The organism is Saccharothrix variisporea (genome assembly GCF_003634995.1).
GTDB lineage: Bacteria > Actinomycetota > Actinomycetes > Mycobacteriales > Pseudonocardiaceae > Actinosynnema > Actinosynnema variisporeum.
Genome location: NZ_RBXR01000001.1, coordinates 1,641,076 through 1,656,654, shown reverse-complemented (window position 1 = coordinate 1,656,654; position 15,579 = coordinate 1,641,076). Strand labels below are relative to the sequence as shown.

Below are 15,579 nucleotides of genomic sequence, written 5' to 3'. Positions count from 1 at the left end.
GGTTCACGCTTCCCGGTCGGCGAGGGCTTCGAGGTCGGCCAGCACGAGTTCCTCCACCAGGCCGGCGAGGCTCGACACGGTGCGGGCGGTCAGCACGTCGCGGGGCGACAGGTCGACGTCGAACGCCGCCTTGGTCCGGGACGTGATGCGCAGGCTGCGGATCGAGTCGCCGCCCAGCGCGAAGAAGCTGTCCTCCACGCCGACCCGGTCGACGTCGAGCACCTCCGCCCAGATGGCGGCGATCGCTTCCTCGGTCTCCGTGCGCGGGGCCACGTACTCGGTGGAGGTGACCGCGTCGCGCTCGGGCGCGGGGAGCGCGACGCGGTCCAACTTGCCGTTGGCGTTGAGCGGCAGCCGATCCAGTGCCACGAACGCCGACGGGACCATGTGCGCCGGCAGCACGGCCGAAGCGTGGTCGCGCAGGCCCGAAACCCGCACGTCCCCGTTCGGCACGTAGTACGCGACCAAACGCTGGTCCTGTTCCAGCACAACGACCTGGGCGACGCGGGGATGCGCGTTGAGCGCGGCTTCGATCTCGCCGGGTTCGACCCGGAAGCCCCGGATCTTGATCTGGTGGTCGGCGCGGCCCAGGTAGTGCAGCCGGCCGTCCCGCCACACGGCGAGGTCGCCGCTGCGGTACATGCGGGAACCCGCTGCGTCGAACGGGTTCGCCACGAACCTCGACGCGGTCAGGCCGGGCCGGTCCAGGTAGCCGCGCGCCAGACCCGGTCCGGCCACGTACATCTCGCCGACGACCCCGGGCGGCACCGGTTGCAGGTCCTCGTCCAGCACGTAGACCCGCAGGTCGGGGATGGGGACGCCGACCGAGCCGTCCGCTTCGGTGTAGGTGACGTGGACGGTGGTCTCCGTGATCCCGTACATGTTGATCAACGTGCCGGTGCCCTGCCAGTCCTTGGTCTTGTCCAGGTCCAGGGCCTCGCCGCCGAAGATCACCCGCGGCACGTCCGGTTGCTCGGGTATGAGCTGGTAGAACGCCGACGGCGTCTGGTTGAGCACGGTCACGCCCTCTTCCCGGAGCAACCGCGCGAACTCCTGCGGCGACCGGGAGACGTCGTACGGCACGACCACGAGTCGGCCGCCGTGCAGGAGGGGTCCCCAGAGCTCCCAGACGGAGAAGTCGAAGGCGTAGCTGTGGAACAGGGTCCAGACGTCCTGGGGGCCGAACCCGAACCAGTGGTCCGTGGCGGTGAACAGCCTGATCACGTTGCTGTGCGGGATGATCACGCCCTTGGGCTTGCCGGTCGAGCCCGAGGTGTAGATGACGTACGCCGGGTTCTCCGGCCGCAGGGACGTTTCGGGAGGCTCAGGCGGGTACTGGGACAAGTCGGGTAAGGCGTCGAGCACCGCCACGGGCCGGGCGTCGGCGATCGTGCCCGCGATCCGCTCGGCCGGGTAGGCCGGGTCGATCGGCAGGTAGGCCGCGCCGGACTTGAGCACGCCCAGCACCGCCACGACCAGGTCCGCCGACCGCTCGAACGTCAACGCCACCAGGCGTTCCGGCCCCGCGCCCGCGGCGACCAGGTGGTGTGCCAGCCGGTTCGCCCGCTCGTCCAGCTCCCGGTAGGTCAACGAAGTCCCGCCGAAGGTCACCGCGACCGCGTCGGGCGTGCGCGCGGCTTGTGCGGCGAACACCTCCGGGATCGTCGTGGTGACGGTGCTCGTCGAGGAGCCGTTCCACTCGACCAGGACTTGCCGCAGCTCCTCGTCCGACAGCCACGGCACGCGCCCCACCGGCCGCTCGGGGTCGGCGACCAGGCCCAGCAACAGGGCGGTCAGCCGCTCGCCCAGCCGGGCCACCGTGTCGGCGTCGAACATCGCGGGCTCGTAGCCCAGCAGCACGCCCAGCTTCTCCGACGGGTAGACGGTCGCGCTGAGCGGGAAGCTCGTGGTCTCCACGGCCTCGATGTCCCGCAGGCCCATGCCGTCGCCCAGTTCGACGGGGTAGTTCTCGAACACCACCGCGCTGTCGAACAGGTTCGCGCCCTCGGGCACCGCGCTCCACGACCGCAACCTGGTCAGCGGCACGTGCTCGAACCGCCGCGACTCCGCCTGCCGGTCCTGCAACTCCCGCAGCCACGCCACCACCGGCCGCGTCCCGTCCACCCGGACCCTCACCGGCAGGGTGTTGATGAAGATGCCGGTGATGGCGTCCGCGCCCGGCAGGTCCGCGGGCCGGCCCGACACGGTCGCGCCGAAGCACACGTCCCGCTGCCCCGACGATCGAGCGAGCAGCAACGCCCACGCGGCCTGGACCAGCGTGTTCACCGTGAGGCCGTGGGTGCGGGCGAACTCGTAGAGCCGGGCCGAGTCCTGCGCCGACAGCTCCACCGCGTGCCGCTCCGACGACGCGGCCGGGCCGTCCTGAGGTCGGTCGGCGGGCAGCGGGGTGGGGGAGTCGAAGGTGCCGAGGACGTCCCGCCAGTGCCGTTCGGCGGCCTCGTCGTCCTGGGCGGCCAGCCACGCCACGTAGTCCCGGAACGGCCGCCGTTCGGCGGGCTCGCCCAGCACGTCCGACAGCACCTGGAAGACGCTCCAGCCGTCGAGCAGCACGTGGTGGAACGTCCACACCACCCGCACGGTCTCGGGCGCCACCCGGATGATCGCCACCCGCATCAGCGGCGGCACGGACAGGTCGATGCCCTGCTCCCGGTCCTGCTCCAGGAACTCCCGCAACCGGGCGGGGTCGTCCTGCCCGGTCCAGTCCAGGAACGTGAACGGGACCTCGGCGTGCGCGTGCACCACCTGCAACGGCTCGGGCACGTCGTCCCACAGCACGCTCGACCGCAGCACCGGCGTCCGGTCCACGACCCGCTGCCAGGCACGGGCGAACGCGTGCGAGTCGGGCACCCCGTCCACCAGGAACGTCGTCTGCTGGAAGTACACACCGGTGTCTGATTGCGCCGCCTCCGGCGTCGCGGCGCGGTCGCCTGGAAGTCGGTACGTCGAACCTGGATTTCCGCCGATCGAAGAACGTGATCGACGGAAATCCAGGCCCGACCCACCGACGCGACCGCGCTCGCCCAGGCTGTGGAAGACCATGCCGGCCTGCATGGGCGTGAGCGGGTAGGCGTCCTCGCCGGTGATCCGGTCCACCTGCTCCTGCGTCAGCCGCGCCAGCGGGAAGTCCGACGGCGTCCGACCGCCCGCGCCCGGTGTCGCGCAGTGGGCGATGATCGCCCGCAGGGCCGCCGCGTAGGACTCGGCGAGCCGCGCCACGGTGGCCTCGTCGTGGTTGGCGTCGCTGTAGTGCCAGGAGATCTCCAGCCGACCGTCCTGCACGCGGCCCACCACGTCCAGCAGGTGCGGACGCGGCATGTCGGGGTCGGCGGCCAGGTCGAGGTCCCGCTCGCCGGTCCGGAAGCTGCCCAGGTAGTTCAGGCTCACCGCCGGGTAGCACGCGGGTCCGCCGGCCAGGTGGCGCAGCGCACCGCAGCCGATGCCCCGGCGCGGCACGGCCCGCAGTCGCTCCTTGACGGCCTTCAGCGCCGCGCCCCACTCGCGCGGCACGTCCAGCGCCACCGGGTAGACGGTGGTGAACCAGCCGACCGTGCGGGACAGGTCCACGTCGTCGAACAACTCCTCGCGGCCGTGGCCCTCGAGGTCCACCACCACGTGGTCGTCGCCGGTCCAGTCGGCCAGCACCCGGCCCAACGCGGTCAGCAGCACGTCGTTGACCTGCGTCCGGTACACCTCCGGCACGTCCCGCAGCAGCGCTGTGGTGTCCTGTTCGGACAGTCGGACGGTGACTTCCCGCGCGGTGGCGTAGGTGTTGGGGCCGTGGCGGTCGGTCGGGACGGCACTGCCGGAGATCCCCGACCAGTGCGGCAGCTCGTCGTCGAACCCGCCTTCGAGGGTGTGCCGGGCCAGGCGGCGCGCCCAGTCCCGGAACGACGTCGTCTTGCGCCCCAACGGCCGCCCGCTCAGCACGGTGACCAGGTCCTCGGCCAGGACGCGCCACGACACCCCGTCCACGACCAGGTGGTGTGCCGCCAGCCGCACCGACCGGGGGCCGACGAGTTCCGCGCGCAGCAACGGTTCCGGGCACCCGACCGGCCGGTTGACCTGCCGGTCGGCCTCGAACCGCATCCGCAGGGCGTCGTGGTGCTCGACCAGCGCGGCCACGGCGTCGTCCAGGGCTTCGCGCGAGACGTCGAAGTCCAGGTCCACCACCAGGGACTGCTCGAACAGCGTCGCCCCGGTGCCCAGGAACCACCGCTGGATCGGGGTCAGCGGCGCGTCCCCGGTCACGGGACCCTGGTCGGCGTCCGGCGGCAGGTCGCGGGTGACGTGCGGGGCCAGCGCGGCGACCGTCTGGTGGGCGAAGATGTCCCGCGAGGTCAGCACGAGCCCGGCCGCGCGGGCCTTGGTGACCACCTGGATGCCGAGGATGGAGTCGCCGCCCAGCGCGAAGAAGTTGTCCCGCACGCCGACCCTCGCCGCGCCCAGCACCTCGGCGAACACGTCCGCCAGCACGGCCTCGGTGGGCGTGCGCGGTGCGACGTAGACGCCGGGCTCCTCGGGCGGGGCGGGCAGGTCGGCGCGGTCGAGGCGGTGCAGGCCGACGAACGTCGACGGGATGGCGTGCGCGGGCAGCACTTGGCCGGCGAACCCCTTGAGCGCGGCCGGGTTGACCGGCGGGGTCACGTAGGCGACCAGGCGGCCGTCGACCGGGACGACCACGGCGTCGGTCACCTCGTGGTGGCGCTTGAGGGTCGCCTCGACCTCGGCCAGGTCCACGCGCAGGCCGCGGACGCGGACCGTGTCGTCGGGCGGGAAGTCCAGCTCCACCAGCGACTTCAGCGGCCGGTCGGGGTGCTCGACCACCTCGTGCAGGAGGGCGTCGAGGTCGTCGGCCAGCGCGGCGATCGTCGAGGCCTTGAACAGGTCGGAGTTGTACTCGACGGTGAGGGTGAGCGAGTCGTCGCGCGGCCAGAACTCCACGACCAGGTCGAACCGGGCGTGGGGGCGCGGCAGGTCGTGCTCGGACACGGCCAGGCCGCCGAACTCCTCCCGCCGCACCAGGGGTTGGTGCAGGGCGACGACCGCTTGGACCAGCGGCGTGCGGCTGGGGTCCGGGTCGAGGCCCAGGGCGTCGACCAGCCGGTCGAACGGCACGTCCTCGTGCTCGAACGCGTCCAGGACCGTGCCGCGGACCTGGTCCAGGAACGCGGTGAACGGCAACTCGGGGTCCACCCACGAGCGCAGCACGAGCGTGCGCACGAAGAACCCGACCGCCCGCTCCAGGTCGGCGTGGTCCCGGCCGGAGGTCACGGTGCCGACCGCCACGTCCCGCTGCCGCGCCCGCGCCGACAGCAGCACCTGCACGGCGGCGGTCAGCGTGGTGAACAGGGTGGCGTCGTGCGCGCGGCCGACCCCGGTCAGGCGGTCCACGAGCTCGCGGGGCAGGGCCTTGCGCAGCACCGCGCCGGACGTCGTGCGCAGCGCCGGTCGCGGGCGGTCGGTGGGGAGGTCGAGGGCCTCCAGACCGGCCAACCGCTCCACCCAGTACGACACGTCCCCCTGGGGCCGGTCCGCGTCCCACACCGCGAAGTCGGGGTACTGGGCGGTCGGCGCGGCCGGTTCGACGCCGGCGTAGAGGTCGGCCAGCTCGTCCAGCAGCACGCCCACCGACCAGCCGTCGGTCACGATGTGGTGCTGGACCAGCACGAGCACGTGGTCCTCCGGCCCCAGCGGCTTGAGCACCGCCCTCGTCAACGGACCCTTGCGCAGGTCGAACGGGGCGCACAGCTCCCGCTCGTCCCCGACGACCAGCGGGATCGTGCCGTGGTCGGCCACCACCTGCACGGGCTCGCCGTCCACCACGTCGAACGTCGTGCGCAGGGCGTCGTGCCGCTGCGCCAGCGCGTCCAGCGCCCGTTCCAGGCGGTCGACGTCCAGCGGACCGGTCAGCCGCAAGCCGACGCCGGTGTTCTGCTCGGCCGTGCCGTCGAGGGAGAACAGCCGGCGCTGGGCGGGCGACAGCGGCAGCGGGCGGTCGCGCGGCACGCGCGGGATCGGGGTGTGCGTGGGCAGGGCGGCGGCCAGCGCCTCGACCGTGCGGTGCTCGAACATCGCCCGCACCGGCAGCCCGCCCAGCCGGGCCAGCGCCCGCACGGCCAGGATCGAGTCACCGCCCAGCGCGAAGAAGTCGTCGTGCGCGCCGACCTCCGGCACGCCCAGCACGTCCGACCACACCTGCGCCACCCGCCGCTCGGCGTCCGTGCGCGGGGCGACCGCGTCCTGCCGGGTCTCGCCCAGCACGGGGGCGGGCAGCGCCGAACGGTCGAGCTTCCCGTTGGGGGACAACGGGAAGGCGTCCAGGGCCACGAACGCCGAGGGCACCATGTAGTCCGGCAGCGTGGCGGCCACGTACTCCCGCAGCCCCTCGACCGCGCCGACCACGTACGCCACCAGCCGCTTGGGCTCGTCCCGCGCGATCACCACGGCCTGCCGCACCGCCGGGTGCTTGCGCAGCAGGGCTTCGACCTCGCCCGGCTCGACCCGGAACCCGCGGATCTTCACCTGGTGGTCGGCCCGCCCCACGAACTCCAGCTCGCCGTCGGCCTTCACGCGCACGACGTCCCCGGTCCGGTACATCCGCGACCCCGGCGCACCGAACGGGTCGGCCACGAACCGGGACGCGGTCAACCCCGGCCGGCGCAGGTAGCCGCGCGCCAGGCCCACACCCGTCACGTACAGCTCGCCCTCGTCGGCCGGGCGCAGCTCGTCGTCCAGCACCCGCACGCTCGTCCCCGGGATCGGCCGCCCGATCGGCGGCGTCCCGCCCGGCTCCAGCGGCCCGCTCCAGCTCGTGACCACGGTCGACTCGGTCGGCCCGTACGCGTTGACCATCCGCCGTCCCGGCGCCCACCGCTCCACCAGGTCGGGCGCGCACGCGTCACCGCCGACGACCAGGCACCGGAACGACGGCAGCGGTCGGTCCGGCACGGTCGCCAGCGCCACCGGCGGGATCAGCGCGTGCGTCACGCCGAACTCGTCGATCACGTCCGCCAGCTGCTCGCCCAGCAGCGGGCCGGGCGGCGGCACCACCAACGCCGCCCCGGCGGGCAGCGCCATGCACAGCTCCAGCACGGACGCGTCGAAGCTCGGGGAGGAGAACTGGAGCACCCGGTCACCCGGGCGCACGTCGAAGTGCGCGATCTCGGCCGCCGAGAACGCGGGCAGCCCCCGGTGCGTCACCACGACGCCCTTGGGCCGGCCGGTGGAGCCGGAGGTGTAGATGACGTAGGCGGGCGAGTCGGGGTGGATCTCGATGCCCGGGTCGGTGTCGGGCTGCCCCTCGACGTCCAGCGGGCCGTCGACGACCAGCAGCGGCTCGGCGTCGGCGAGCATGAACGCGATGCGCTCGGCCGGGTAGTCGGGGTCCACCGGCAGGTAGGCCGCGCCGGTCTTGAGCACGGCCAGCCGGGCGACGACGTTGTCCACCGACCGCGGCAGCGCGATCGCCACCACCCGCTCCGGCCCCGCCCCCTCGGCCAGCAGCAGGTGCGCCAGGCGGTTGGCGCGGGCGTCCAGGTCGCGGTAGGAGACCGCACCCCCGGCACTGACCACGGCGGGCGCGTCGGGAGTTCTGTCGACCTGCTCGGCCACCAGTTCAGGCAGGTTTCGGGCAGACGTCATCGCGAGCGGAACCTTTCTGGGGGATCGGGGGAGAACGGGCGCGGCCATACCCGCTTTCGAAGACCTTTAAACGTGTCCTCAGACCATTTCCGGGACCTGTCGGCGGGCGAGTCGGCCGCCGATCTGGATCCACTCGATGGAGCCGCGCTGCGGGTCCCGCAGGAAACGTCCTGTCTGACTGGTGTCACCGGTGTCGGAATCGCGCATCGCGAACACCAGGCCGTCGAACAACGACAGGTCCGCGAACGGCTCGCCGTCCACCGTGAGCGCCAACACCTCGCGGTCGGCCGGTCGCACGGCGTATTCGGTGTCGCCGTTGCGGAACCGGCCCGCGCAGTCCGGCGGGGGCGGGATGCGGTGCCGCAGGGCGCGGAATCCGTCGTAATCCCCGACCGGCAGACCGGCGTCCGCCAAATGAGGCACGAGGTCCCGCCACAGCGCGAAGCCGCTGCTGCCGTTGGTGGTCAGGGCGACCACGGCGCCGTCGTCGGGGTTGATCCGCAGGTGGCACGACGTGCCGTCGGCGGTGCCGTCGTGGCCGACCCACACGGTGCCGTCCCGCTCGTACAGGGCGAGCCCGAGGCCCCACCCGTCGGCCATCCCGAACGGCTCGGCGTGCCGGACGGGGGCGCGCATGAGGTCCAGGTCGTCGGGGTCCACGAGGGTGGGCGGGGCGCCCGCGAGCATCCGCCCGAAGGTCACCAGGTCGGTGGCGCTGGCGGCCAGCGCGCCCGCCGGCGCGTCCACCAGGGCCAGCGACTGGCGCACCGGGGTGATGCGTTTCAACGCCGCGTTGACGGCGTGCCCGGACACCGCGGCGCGGTCGGTGTCGGGGCCCACGGTGAACCGCGGGCGCAGGCCCAGCGGGCGCAGCAGCACCGCGTCCACCGCCTCCCACCAGGACATCCCGGTCGCCTGCTCGATCAGGTGGCCGACCAGGACGTAGCCGATGTTGGAGTAGGAGAAGCCCGCGCCGGGGCGGTGCAGCGGCACCAGCGTGCGGCACGCCTGGAGGGCGTGGCGGCGCAGCGAGGTGCCGTGGACGTCGTCGGGGTCGGACGGCAGGCCGCCGGTGTGGCTGAGCAGGTGGCGCAGCGTGAGGGGCAGGCCGACGTCGGGCAGCGGCGCGTCCAGGTCGAGGTCGCCGTCGGAGACCAGGGCCATCGCGACGGTCGCGGTGAACGTCTTGGTGATCGACCCGATGGGGACGGCCGCGTCGGCCGGCAGGCCCACCGAGGTGGTCCACAGGCCGTCGCCGGGGCGGTGCACGGCCAGCTGCGCGCCGGGCACGAGGTGCTCGTCGACGAGTCGTGCTAATCGACGCGCGATCTGTTCGGTGTTCATCGAGGTGGTTCCTTCGAACGAATGGACCATTTGGTCGCCGACCTACGTTGACGTCCGTTCCCGGAGTCACGCGACCGCCGAACGGAGCATCTGACGGATAAAGATTCCCCGGTTTCTGCGGAAGTAACCCGCAGTTTCCGCGGCCGTCGCGGTGTTTCACTCGAACGGCCTGGTTTGGACCGGCGAGTTCCGTAAGTCCGGGACGATATGCGAGGTCCATTCGCACTCGCGCGGAATGCCGCTGGCGAGCTGTCCACAGGATGGACTCACGAAGTATATTTCACGGTGTTCGACCCTGTTACCGAAGAATTGCGGGTCCGGGCGTAACCAACGCCCCTCGGTGGTCGTTTGCGGCTACCCGTCGGTTCGGCTGCGGCGGTAGTGACGTGCCGCACGCACGCGGTTGCCGCACGCCGGCGAGCACCATTCCCGGCGCGGGTGGTCCTTCACGAAGTAGAGCACGCAGCCCGGCGCGTAACAGGCGCGCAGGAGCACGCGGTCCGGTCCGGTGAACAGGTCGACGGCCTCGGCGGCGGTCGCGGCGAGCGCTCGGGTGGCGGGCGGGGCGTCGGCCGTGGTGCGGCGGCGCAGCTCGCCGTCCTCGACGTCGAGCTGCGGCCAGACGACGGCCTGCCGGACGGCGGCGTTCACGGCCTCGACGGCCCGGTCCCGGTCGCGGTCGGCGGCGATGGCCCGGGTGTCCTCGGTGAGCGTGGCGGCCAGGTCGCGCAGGGCTTGGCGGAGGGTGCGGAACGCGGCCAGGTCCGCGGCGGTGGTGGTGGCGACGTCCGTGGCGGAGTCGCCGGTCAGCCAGGTGGTCAGGTCCTCGACGGTGGTCAGGTCGTCGTGCACGCCGGAGCGGTCCGCCCAGACGGTGTTCATCAAGCGGACCGGACGGGGTTCGTCGGGCGTGAGCACGATCTCACGGTAACACGGGGTTGCATCCGTTAGCCGAACGATCTAACGTTTGCGGCGTTGATCAAACGTTAGAAAGGGCTCGGCCGTGAACCTGCTCCCGCCGTTCGACGAGGACACCGCCCGCCGCAAGGTCCGCGCCGCCCAGGACGCCTGGAACACTCGCGACCCCCTGCGCGTGGCCGCCGCGTACACACCGGACTCGGTGTGGCGCAACCGCGACGAGTTCGTCACCGGCCGCGACGAGATCGTGGCCTTCCTGACCCGCAAGTGGCAGCGCGAGCACGAGTACGTCCTGCGCAAGTCCCTGTGGGCGTTCGGGGACGACCGGATCGCCGTGCGCTTCCAGTACGAGTGGCACGACGACGAGGGCCAGTGGTGGCGGTCGTACGGCAACGAGAACTGGGAGTTCGCCCCGGACGGGCTCATGCGGCGCCGCGAGGCGAGCATCAACGACGTCCGCATCACGGCCGCCGACCGCCGCATCGACCCGACGACCGACCACGAGATCCCGCTCGCGTAGGCGGCAACCCGTCGGTGCCGTCGAACGTCTTCCGGGGCATGATCGACCGCCACTTGCCCTGGGACGGCTGCTACAACGCCCGCGACCTCGGCGGCCTGCCCGCCGGCGACCGCCTCACCCGCCGCGGCGCCGTCGTCCGCTCCGACGCCCCGGACCGCCTGAGCGCCGAGGGGTGGGCGGCGGTGCGGGCACACGGCGTGCGCACCATCCTGGACCTGCGCAACCCGTCCGAACGCGGCCCGGAACCGGCCGGCTTCACCGTGCTCCACGTGCCGATCGACGACGAGGACGACGTGGAGATGTGGACGGAGATCTGGGAGTCGGGCATCAACGGGACGCCCCTGTACTTCCGGCCCGTCCTGGAGCGCAAGGCGCACCTGCTGGCGGAGGCCGTCACCGCGGTGGCCGAGGCGGAACCGGGCGGCGTGCTGGTCCACTGCGCGGCCGGCCGGGACCGGACCGGGTTGGTGAGCATGTTGCTGCTGGCGCTGGTCGGGGTGGCTCCGGAGGACATCGCCGACGACTACGAGCTCAGCACCGCGCGCCTGGCTCCCGGGTTCGCCGCGCTGGGGATGCCGGACCAGGGGCCGTACATCGAGATGGCTCTGGCCGCCAAGGGCGTGACGGCCCGGGAGGCGGTGCTGTCGGTGCTGGCCGACCACGACGTGGAGGAGTTGCTCGACCTGCCCGGCCCGACACTGGCCGCCTTGCGCGAGAGGCTGCTCGGCTAGTCGTGCTGGATCCGCTGGTGCAGGGACTCCATGCGGGCGTCCAGCTCGGCCGCGATCGCCGCCGAGTCGGTCAGCTCCTCCACGAACCCCGCCGGCACCTGGTCGTCGTACTTGTAGAACAGCTTGTGCTCCAGCGTCGCCCAGAAGTCCATGGCGATGGTGCGCAGCTGCACCTCCACCTTCACGTGCTCCACCCGGTCGGACAGGAACACCGGGATGCGCACGATCAGGTGCAGGCTGCGGTAGCCGTTGGGCTTGGGCTCGGCGATGTAGTCCTTGGTCTTGAGGATCTCCACGTCGTTCTGCCGGGCCAGCATGTCCCGCACGCGGTAGACGTCGGAGACGAAGGGGCACACCACCCGCACGCCCGCCACGTCGTCCAGGTGCTCGGCGGCCAGCGCGAGGTCCGGGGGCAGGCCCTTGCGGCGCAGCTTGTCGAGGATGGCGTCGGGGCGCTTGACGCGCTGCGTGATGTGCTCGATCGGGTCGTGCCGGTGGACGAGGTCGAACTCCTCGCTGAGGATCCGGAGCTTGGTCATCAGCTCCTCGACCGCGAACTTGTACACCACCAGGGACCGCCGCAGCAGGTCGTCGGCGACGCCCGTCTCCATGATCCCAGGGTAGGCGATCGGCTAGGATCGCCGCCGTGAACTCCCACCGACACGTCGTTCTGCCGCCGCCGGCCGCCTGACGGGCGCACCCGCGGCACTTCCCCCTCGCACGCTCGGCTGTCCGCCGTGCGCCCGTTCGCGCGCTCTTCTTCACTTCCGCGAACGGAGAACACGTGTCATCAACTGTGGTTCGAGCACGCTTCACCCACGGACCGCTGCCCATCCTGGGCGCCTGCGTCCTGTGGGGCACCACCGGAACCGTCAGCTCCCTGGCACCCGCGTCCGCGCCGGCCTCGGCGGTCGGCGCGGCGGGCCTGGTGGTCGGCGGGTTGTTGTTGTTCCTCACCGCGCGGGGCACCCGTGACGTGATCGCCCGCGCCGACCGGCGGCTGCTGCTGGTCGGCGCGGTCACGGTCGCGGGGTACGCGCTGGCGTTCTACCCGGCCGTCGCGCGGACCGGGGTGGCGGTGGCGACGACCGTGGCCCTGGCCACCGCGCCGATCGTGCTCGGGATGCGGGCGCGGCCAGTGGTCACGTCCCTGGCGGTGGCCGGGTGCGCCGCGCTGGTCCTGGGCGGCGGGGAGGCGCACGTCGACCTCGTCGGCGTGGGGTTGGCGGTGGTCGCCGGGCTGTCCTACGCCGTGTACTCCGTGGTCTGCGCGCACCTCATCGGGCTCGGCCACCCGTCCCGGGCGGTGGTGGGGACGGTGTTCGGAGGGGCGTCGGCGCTGACGCTGCCGGTGCTGCTGGTGCTGGGCGTCGGGTGGCTGGGCAGCGGGGCCGGGGTCGCGGTGGTGGTGCACCTGTCGGTGTTCACCACGTTCCTGGCGTACCTGCTGTTCGGGCTGGGGCTGCGGCAAACCTCCGCGGCGGCTGCCACGACGTTGACGCTGGCCGAGCCGGCGGTGGCGGCGGTGCTGGGGGTGGTCGTGCTGGGGGAGCGGCTGCCGGCCGTGTCGTGGTGCGGCATGGCCGTGCTGGCGGTGGCGCTGGCGGCGCTGTCCCGGTGAGCTGATCGGGGTTGCTCGACCGTGGTGTTCCGCGGTCGGGCAACCCCCCGGTCGTCAGTCCTGGTGGCGGTCCACGGCGCCGCCCAGGCCGTACAGGATGCGTTGGATGACCTCGGGGTCGACCTCCGGCTCGTCGCCCAGGGCCTCGGCGGCGGGGGAGCGGCGGGGTTCGCGGCGGGGCAACGGCACGGCCGAGGCGTTCATGCCCGAGGGCAGGGAGAGTTCGCACCACGCCAGTCGGCCGCCGGCGGTCAGGTCGACCAGGCCCGCTCGGGCGCCGGCCAACTCCGGGGGCAGGGCCACGCGGTTGCCCTCGACCTCGACGACCAGGCAGTTGCCGCTCAGCCGCAGCCGGACCAGCAGGAAGCCGGGTGCGCGGTGGTCGGCCACCTCGACGGCCGCCGCGACCAGGCGGCGGGCGGTCTGGGAGGCCTCGTCCTGCATGGCGCGCAGCTTCCACTCGCCGAGCGAGAAGCGCACGAACATGTCCGCGACGTTGACCGCGGTGGGCAGCGCGACGAGTCGAATGTCGTCGACCTGTTCGGTCCGGGCGTTCACACCGATCCTCCTCGCCGGGCGTCCAGCCGCATGTTGCGCCAGATGGTGCCATGAATACAGCCCGTGTCACCCACGTGGTCTAGACACCGTGAGCGGAACGTGTCCATTAGTACGGGCGGAGCGGGCCGGTGGTTCACGTTTCGTGCCTGGAAGGTCTCAGACCGTACCGGGATGATCGTCGAGGTGGAATATTCGGGGGTCATCCGTCCCAGTGATACCGCGACTGTGCGTGCATGCGAAAGGGGCCCGTCCGGATCTCCCGGTCAGGCCCCTTCGAGGGTGCTGCTCAGGCCTGCAGGACGGCCTCGACCTCGAGCAGGATGGTGATCTTGTCGCCGACGGCCGCGCCCGCCGCGCCGCCGGTGATGCCGAACTCCTTGCGGCTGATCTCGGTGCTGGCGGAGAAGCCGGCGACCTTCGCGCCCTCGAAGCCGTCGCCGAAGCCGTTGAGCTCGAGCTCCAGCTCGACGGCCTTGGTCACGCCGTGCAGGGACAGCTCGCCGTCCACGATGAAGCCCTCGCCGTTGGCGCGCACACCGGTGGAGGTGAAGGTCAGCTCCGGGAACTTCTCGACGTCCAGGAAGTCCTCGTTCTTGACGTGCGCGTCACGGGCCTCGTTCTTGGTGTTGATCGAGGCGGCGTCGATCTTGGCCGTGACGGTCGACTCCAGCGGGTTCTCCGCGGTCACGATCTGGCCCTCGAACGTCTCGAAGTGGCCGCGAACCTTGGAGATGCCGAGGTGGCGGACCACGAAGGAGACGTCGGAGTGCACCGGGTCGATCGCCCACGTGCCCGCGATGTAGCCGGGGATCTGCACGGTCTGCGTGGTCATGGGAAGTCCTTCTCGCTCGGTCTGGTTGAACTCTCAACCGAACATAGCGCATCCTGGTTGAGAGTTCAACCAGGACCGTATGATGGGAGACATGAGCGACGTGCGGTGGCTTGACGCCGATGAACAGCGGATTTGGCGCGGCTTCATGACCGCCGTGACCAAGTTCACCGAACACCTCGACCGGCAGTTGCAGCGCGACTCCGGGATGCCGGTGGCCTACTACGAGATCCTCGTCGCACTGTCCGAGGCACCCGAGCGGTCCCTGCGGATGAGCGAACTGGCACTGGTGTGCCACTCCTCCCGCAGCCGCCTCTCCCACGCGGTCGCCCGCCTGGAGAAGGAGGGCTGGGTGCAGCGGCAGGCGTGCCCGTCGGACCGGCGCGGCTCCATCGCGGTGCTGACCGACCGCGGCTTCGCGGTGCTGGAGGCGGCGGCACCCGGTCACGTCACGGCGGTGCGGGAGCACCTGTTCGACGTGCTGACCCCGGAGCAGCTGCGGTCCCTGGCGGAGATCAGCCAGGCGATCGAACGGGGCCTGCAGACCGAGTGCGCCCAGGTGCGGGCGGAGATGGTCGAGTTCTGACCCGCCCCCGTCAGTGCCCGTTCTCGACCACGACGGGCGCGGTGGCGACGACCAGTGCGCGCATCTTGTCCAGCAGGACGAGGCGGTCGAGCGCGCCGGTGACGACCACCATCGACAGCACGTGGTCGTGGGCCAGCAGCGCGAAGCACAGCGGGACACCGTCGTCCTCGCAGAACGCGTAGGAAGCCGACAGCCCGGTGGTGTCCGGGAAGGTGACCGGTGTGATCACCTGCCGGTGGTCGTCGCCCACCTGGTACTCGGTGCACGACTCGGCAGCGGCCTTCACCCGGGCCACGACGTCGGCGGCGGTGGTGTGCTCGAACCACGCGGCGAGGCCGAAGACGGTGAACCGCTCGCCCTCCCACTGCCGGACGAAGTGGATGTAGTAACCGTAGTCCACCCGCTTCTGCGTCGGGTCGCACGGCCTGGGCACGGACCGCTTGTTCGTCCAGTCGTCCTTGAACCCGGCCCCGGCGCCGGCCGCCACCGCCGCCTCCCCCGGCAGCACGACGGTCTTGAGGCGCGCAGGTGCGGTCTCGGCGGTGATGCCGGCGGCCGTGGTGGTGGTGACCGCCGTCGTGGTCGTGGTGGCCGGCGGTGTCGACGTCGGTGGCGGTGGTGCGGCCGTGCAGCCTGCCGACAGCAAGAGCGCGAGGACGAGCGCAGCCTTCATCGCGGATTCCCCCCTGGGAAGTGGTGTCCCTCCGGTGGGGGAGGATATCGGTCCGATGTGGACGCAGATGGCCGTAAGCCTTGTGGGCCGGTCGGAGCAGGGCCGAAGAGTCTTCTCCGAAGTGTCATAGGAGGGCG

At 72.0% G+C, this 15,579-nt stretch carries 11 protein-coding genes; 4 read left to right on the top strand and 7 right to left on the bottom strand.

Going from position 1 to position 15,579, the window contains the following annotated elements; genetic code table 11:
- Positions 1 to 3: 3 nt before the first annotated feature.
- The 3 genes from DFJ66_RS07055 to DFJ66_RS07045 all read right to left on the bottom strand — a co-directional run bounded on the left by DFJ66_RS07055 (position 4) and on the right by DFJ66_RS07045 (position 9,924).
- On the bottom strand, positions 4 to 7,632 hold the full coding sequence (locus tag DFJ66_RS07055; protein WP_425471110.1) for an amino acid adenylation domain-containing protein: 7,629 nt from the start codon (positions 7,630 to 7,632) through the stop codon (positions 4 to 6).
- A gap of 108 nt (positions 7,633 to 7,740) precedes the next feature.
- Positions 7,741 to 9,006 (bottom strand): serine hydrolase domain-containing protein, encoded by a 1,266-nt coding sequence (locus DFJ66_RS07050; RefSeq protein ID WP_246029617.1) that lies wholly within the window; start codon positions 9,004 to 9,006, stop codon positions 7,741 to 7,743.
- A 354-nt stretch (positions 9,007 to 9,360) separates the two neighbouring features.
- The gene (locus tag DFJ66_RS07045) at positions 9,361 to 9,924 is read right to left on the bottom strand and encodes a CGNR zinc finger domain-containing protein (RefSeq protein WP_246029616.1); all 564 of its coding nucleotides are present in this window, start codon (positions 9,922 to 9,924) and stop codon (positions 9,361 to 9,363) included.
- Positions 9,925 to 10,009: 85 nt separating this feature from the next.
- On the opposite strand from DFJ66_RS07045, the gene DFJ66_RS07040 reads away from it, so the two are divergent.
- Entirely contained in the window at positions 10,010 to 10,444 is a 435-nt protein-coding gene (locus tag DFJ66_RS07040; RefSeq protein ID WP_121219091.1) for a nuclear transport factor 2 family protein, read from the top strand.
- 38 nt (positions 10,445 to 10,482) lie between these two features.
- A complete protein-coding gene (locus DFJ66_RS07035; protein ID WP_121230788.1) occupies positions 10,483 to 11,175 on the top strand; it encodes a tyrosine-protein phosphatase in 693 nt (230 codons plus the stop codon).
- Here the strand turns inward: DFJ66_RS07035 and DFJ66_RS07030 are convergent.
- Positions 11,172 to 11,786, bottom strand: coding sequence for a GTP pyrophosphokinase (locus tag DFJ66_RS07030; protein ID WP_121219089.1), 615 nt, complete (start codon positions 11,784 to 11,786; stop codon positions 11,172 to 11,174). The genes DFJ66_RS07035 and DFJ66_RS07030 overlap by 4 nt on opposite strands.
- Positions 11,787 to 11,959: 173 nt before the next feature.
- Here DFJ66_RS07030 and DFJ66_RS07025 point away from each other — a divergent pair, with 173 nt between their 5' ends.
- Positions 11,960 to 12,796 carry an EamA family transporter gene (locus tag DFJ66_RS07025; RefSeq protein ID WP_121219086.1) on the top strand — a complete coding sequence of 279 codons (837 nt, stop codon included), beginning with the start codon at positions 11,960 to 11,962 and terminating at the stop codon, positions 12,794 to 12,796.
- Positions 12,797 to 12,850: 54 nt separating this feature from the next.
- Here the strand turns inward: DFJ66_RS07025 and DFJ66_RS07020 are convergent, their stop codons facing one another.
- Both DFJ66_RS07020 and DFJ66_RS07015 read right to left on the bottom strand, forming a co-directional pair.
- Positions 12,851 to 13,354: an ATP-binding protein gene (locus tag DFJ66_RS07020; RefSeq protein ID WP_121219084.1), complete on the bottom strand. Its 504-nt coding sequence runs from the start codon at positions 13,352 to 13,354 to the stop codon at positions 12,851 to 12,853.
- A gap of 286 nt (positions 13,355 to 13,640) precedes the next feature.
- Positions 13,641 to 14,186, bottom strand: a complete 546-nt coding sequence (locus DFJ66_RS07015; protein WP_121219082.1) for a YceI family protein — start codon at positions 14,184 to 14,186, stop codon at positions 13,641 to 13,643.
- A gap of 91 nt (positions 14,187 to 14,277) precedes the next feature.
- On the opposite strand from DFJ66_RS07015, the gene DFJ66_RS07010 reads away from it, so the two are divergent.
- On the top strand, positions 14,278 to 14,769 hold the full coding sequence (locus tag DFJ66_RS07010) for a MarR family winged helix-turn-helix transcriptional regulator (RefSeq protein ID WP_121219080.1): 492 nt from the start codon (positions 14,278 to 14,280) through the stop codon (positions 14,767 to 14,769).
- Between the two features lie 10 nt (positions 14,770 to 14,779).
- Here DFJ66_RS07010 and DFJ66_RS07005 read toward each other — a convergent pair whose 3' ends face one another.
- Positions 14,780 to 15,442 carry a hypothetical protein gene (locus DFJ66_RS07005; protein WP_121219078.1) on the bottom strand — a complete coding sequence of 221 codons (663 nt, stop codon included), beginning with the start codon at positions 15,440 to 15,442 and terminating at the stop codon, positions 14,780 to 14,782.
- Positions 15,443 to 15,579 lie beyond the last annotated feature (137 nt).

Coding starts and splice junctions, on each gene's coding strand:
- DFJ66_RS07035 (WP_121230788.1), top strand. CDS start 10,483: ATGATCGACCGCCACTTGCCCTGGGACGGCTGCTACAACGCCCGCGAC.
- DFJ66_RS07015 (WP_121219082.1), bottom strand. CDS start 14,186: ATGACCACGCAGACCGTGCAGATCCCCGGCTACATCGCGGGCACGTGG.
- DFJ66_RS07010 (WP_121219080.1), top strand. CDS start 14,278: ATGAGCGACGTGCGGTGGCTTGACGCCGATGAACAGCGGATTTGGCGC.
- DFJ66_RS07050 (WP_246029617.1), bottom strand. CDS start 9,006: ATGAACACCGAACAGATCGCGCGTCGATTAGCACGACTCGTCGACGAG.
- DFJ66_RS07005 (WP_121219078.1), bottom strand. CDS start 15,442: ATGAAGGCTGCGCTCGTCCTCGCGCTCTTGCTGTCGGCAGGCTGCACG.
- DFJ66_RS07030 (WP_121219089.1), bottom strand. CDS start 11,786: ATGGAGACGGGCGTCGCCGACGACCTGCTGCGGCGGTCCCTGGTGGTG.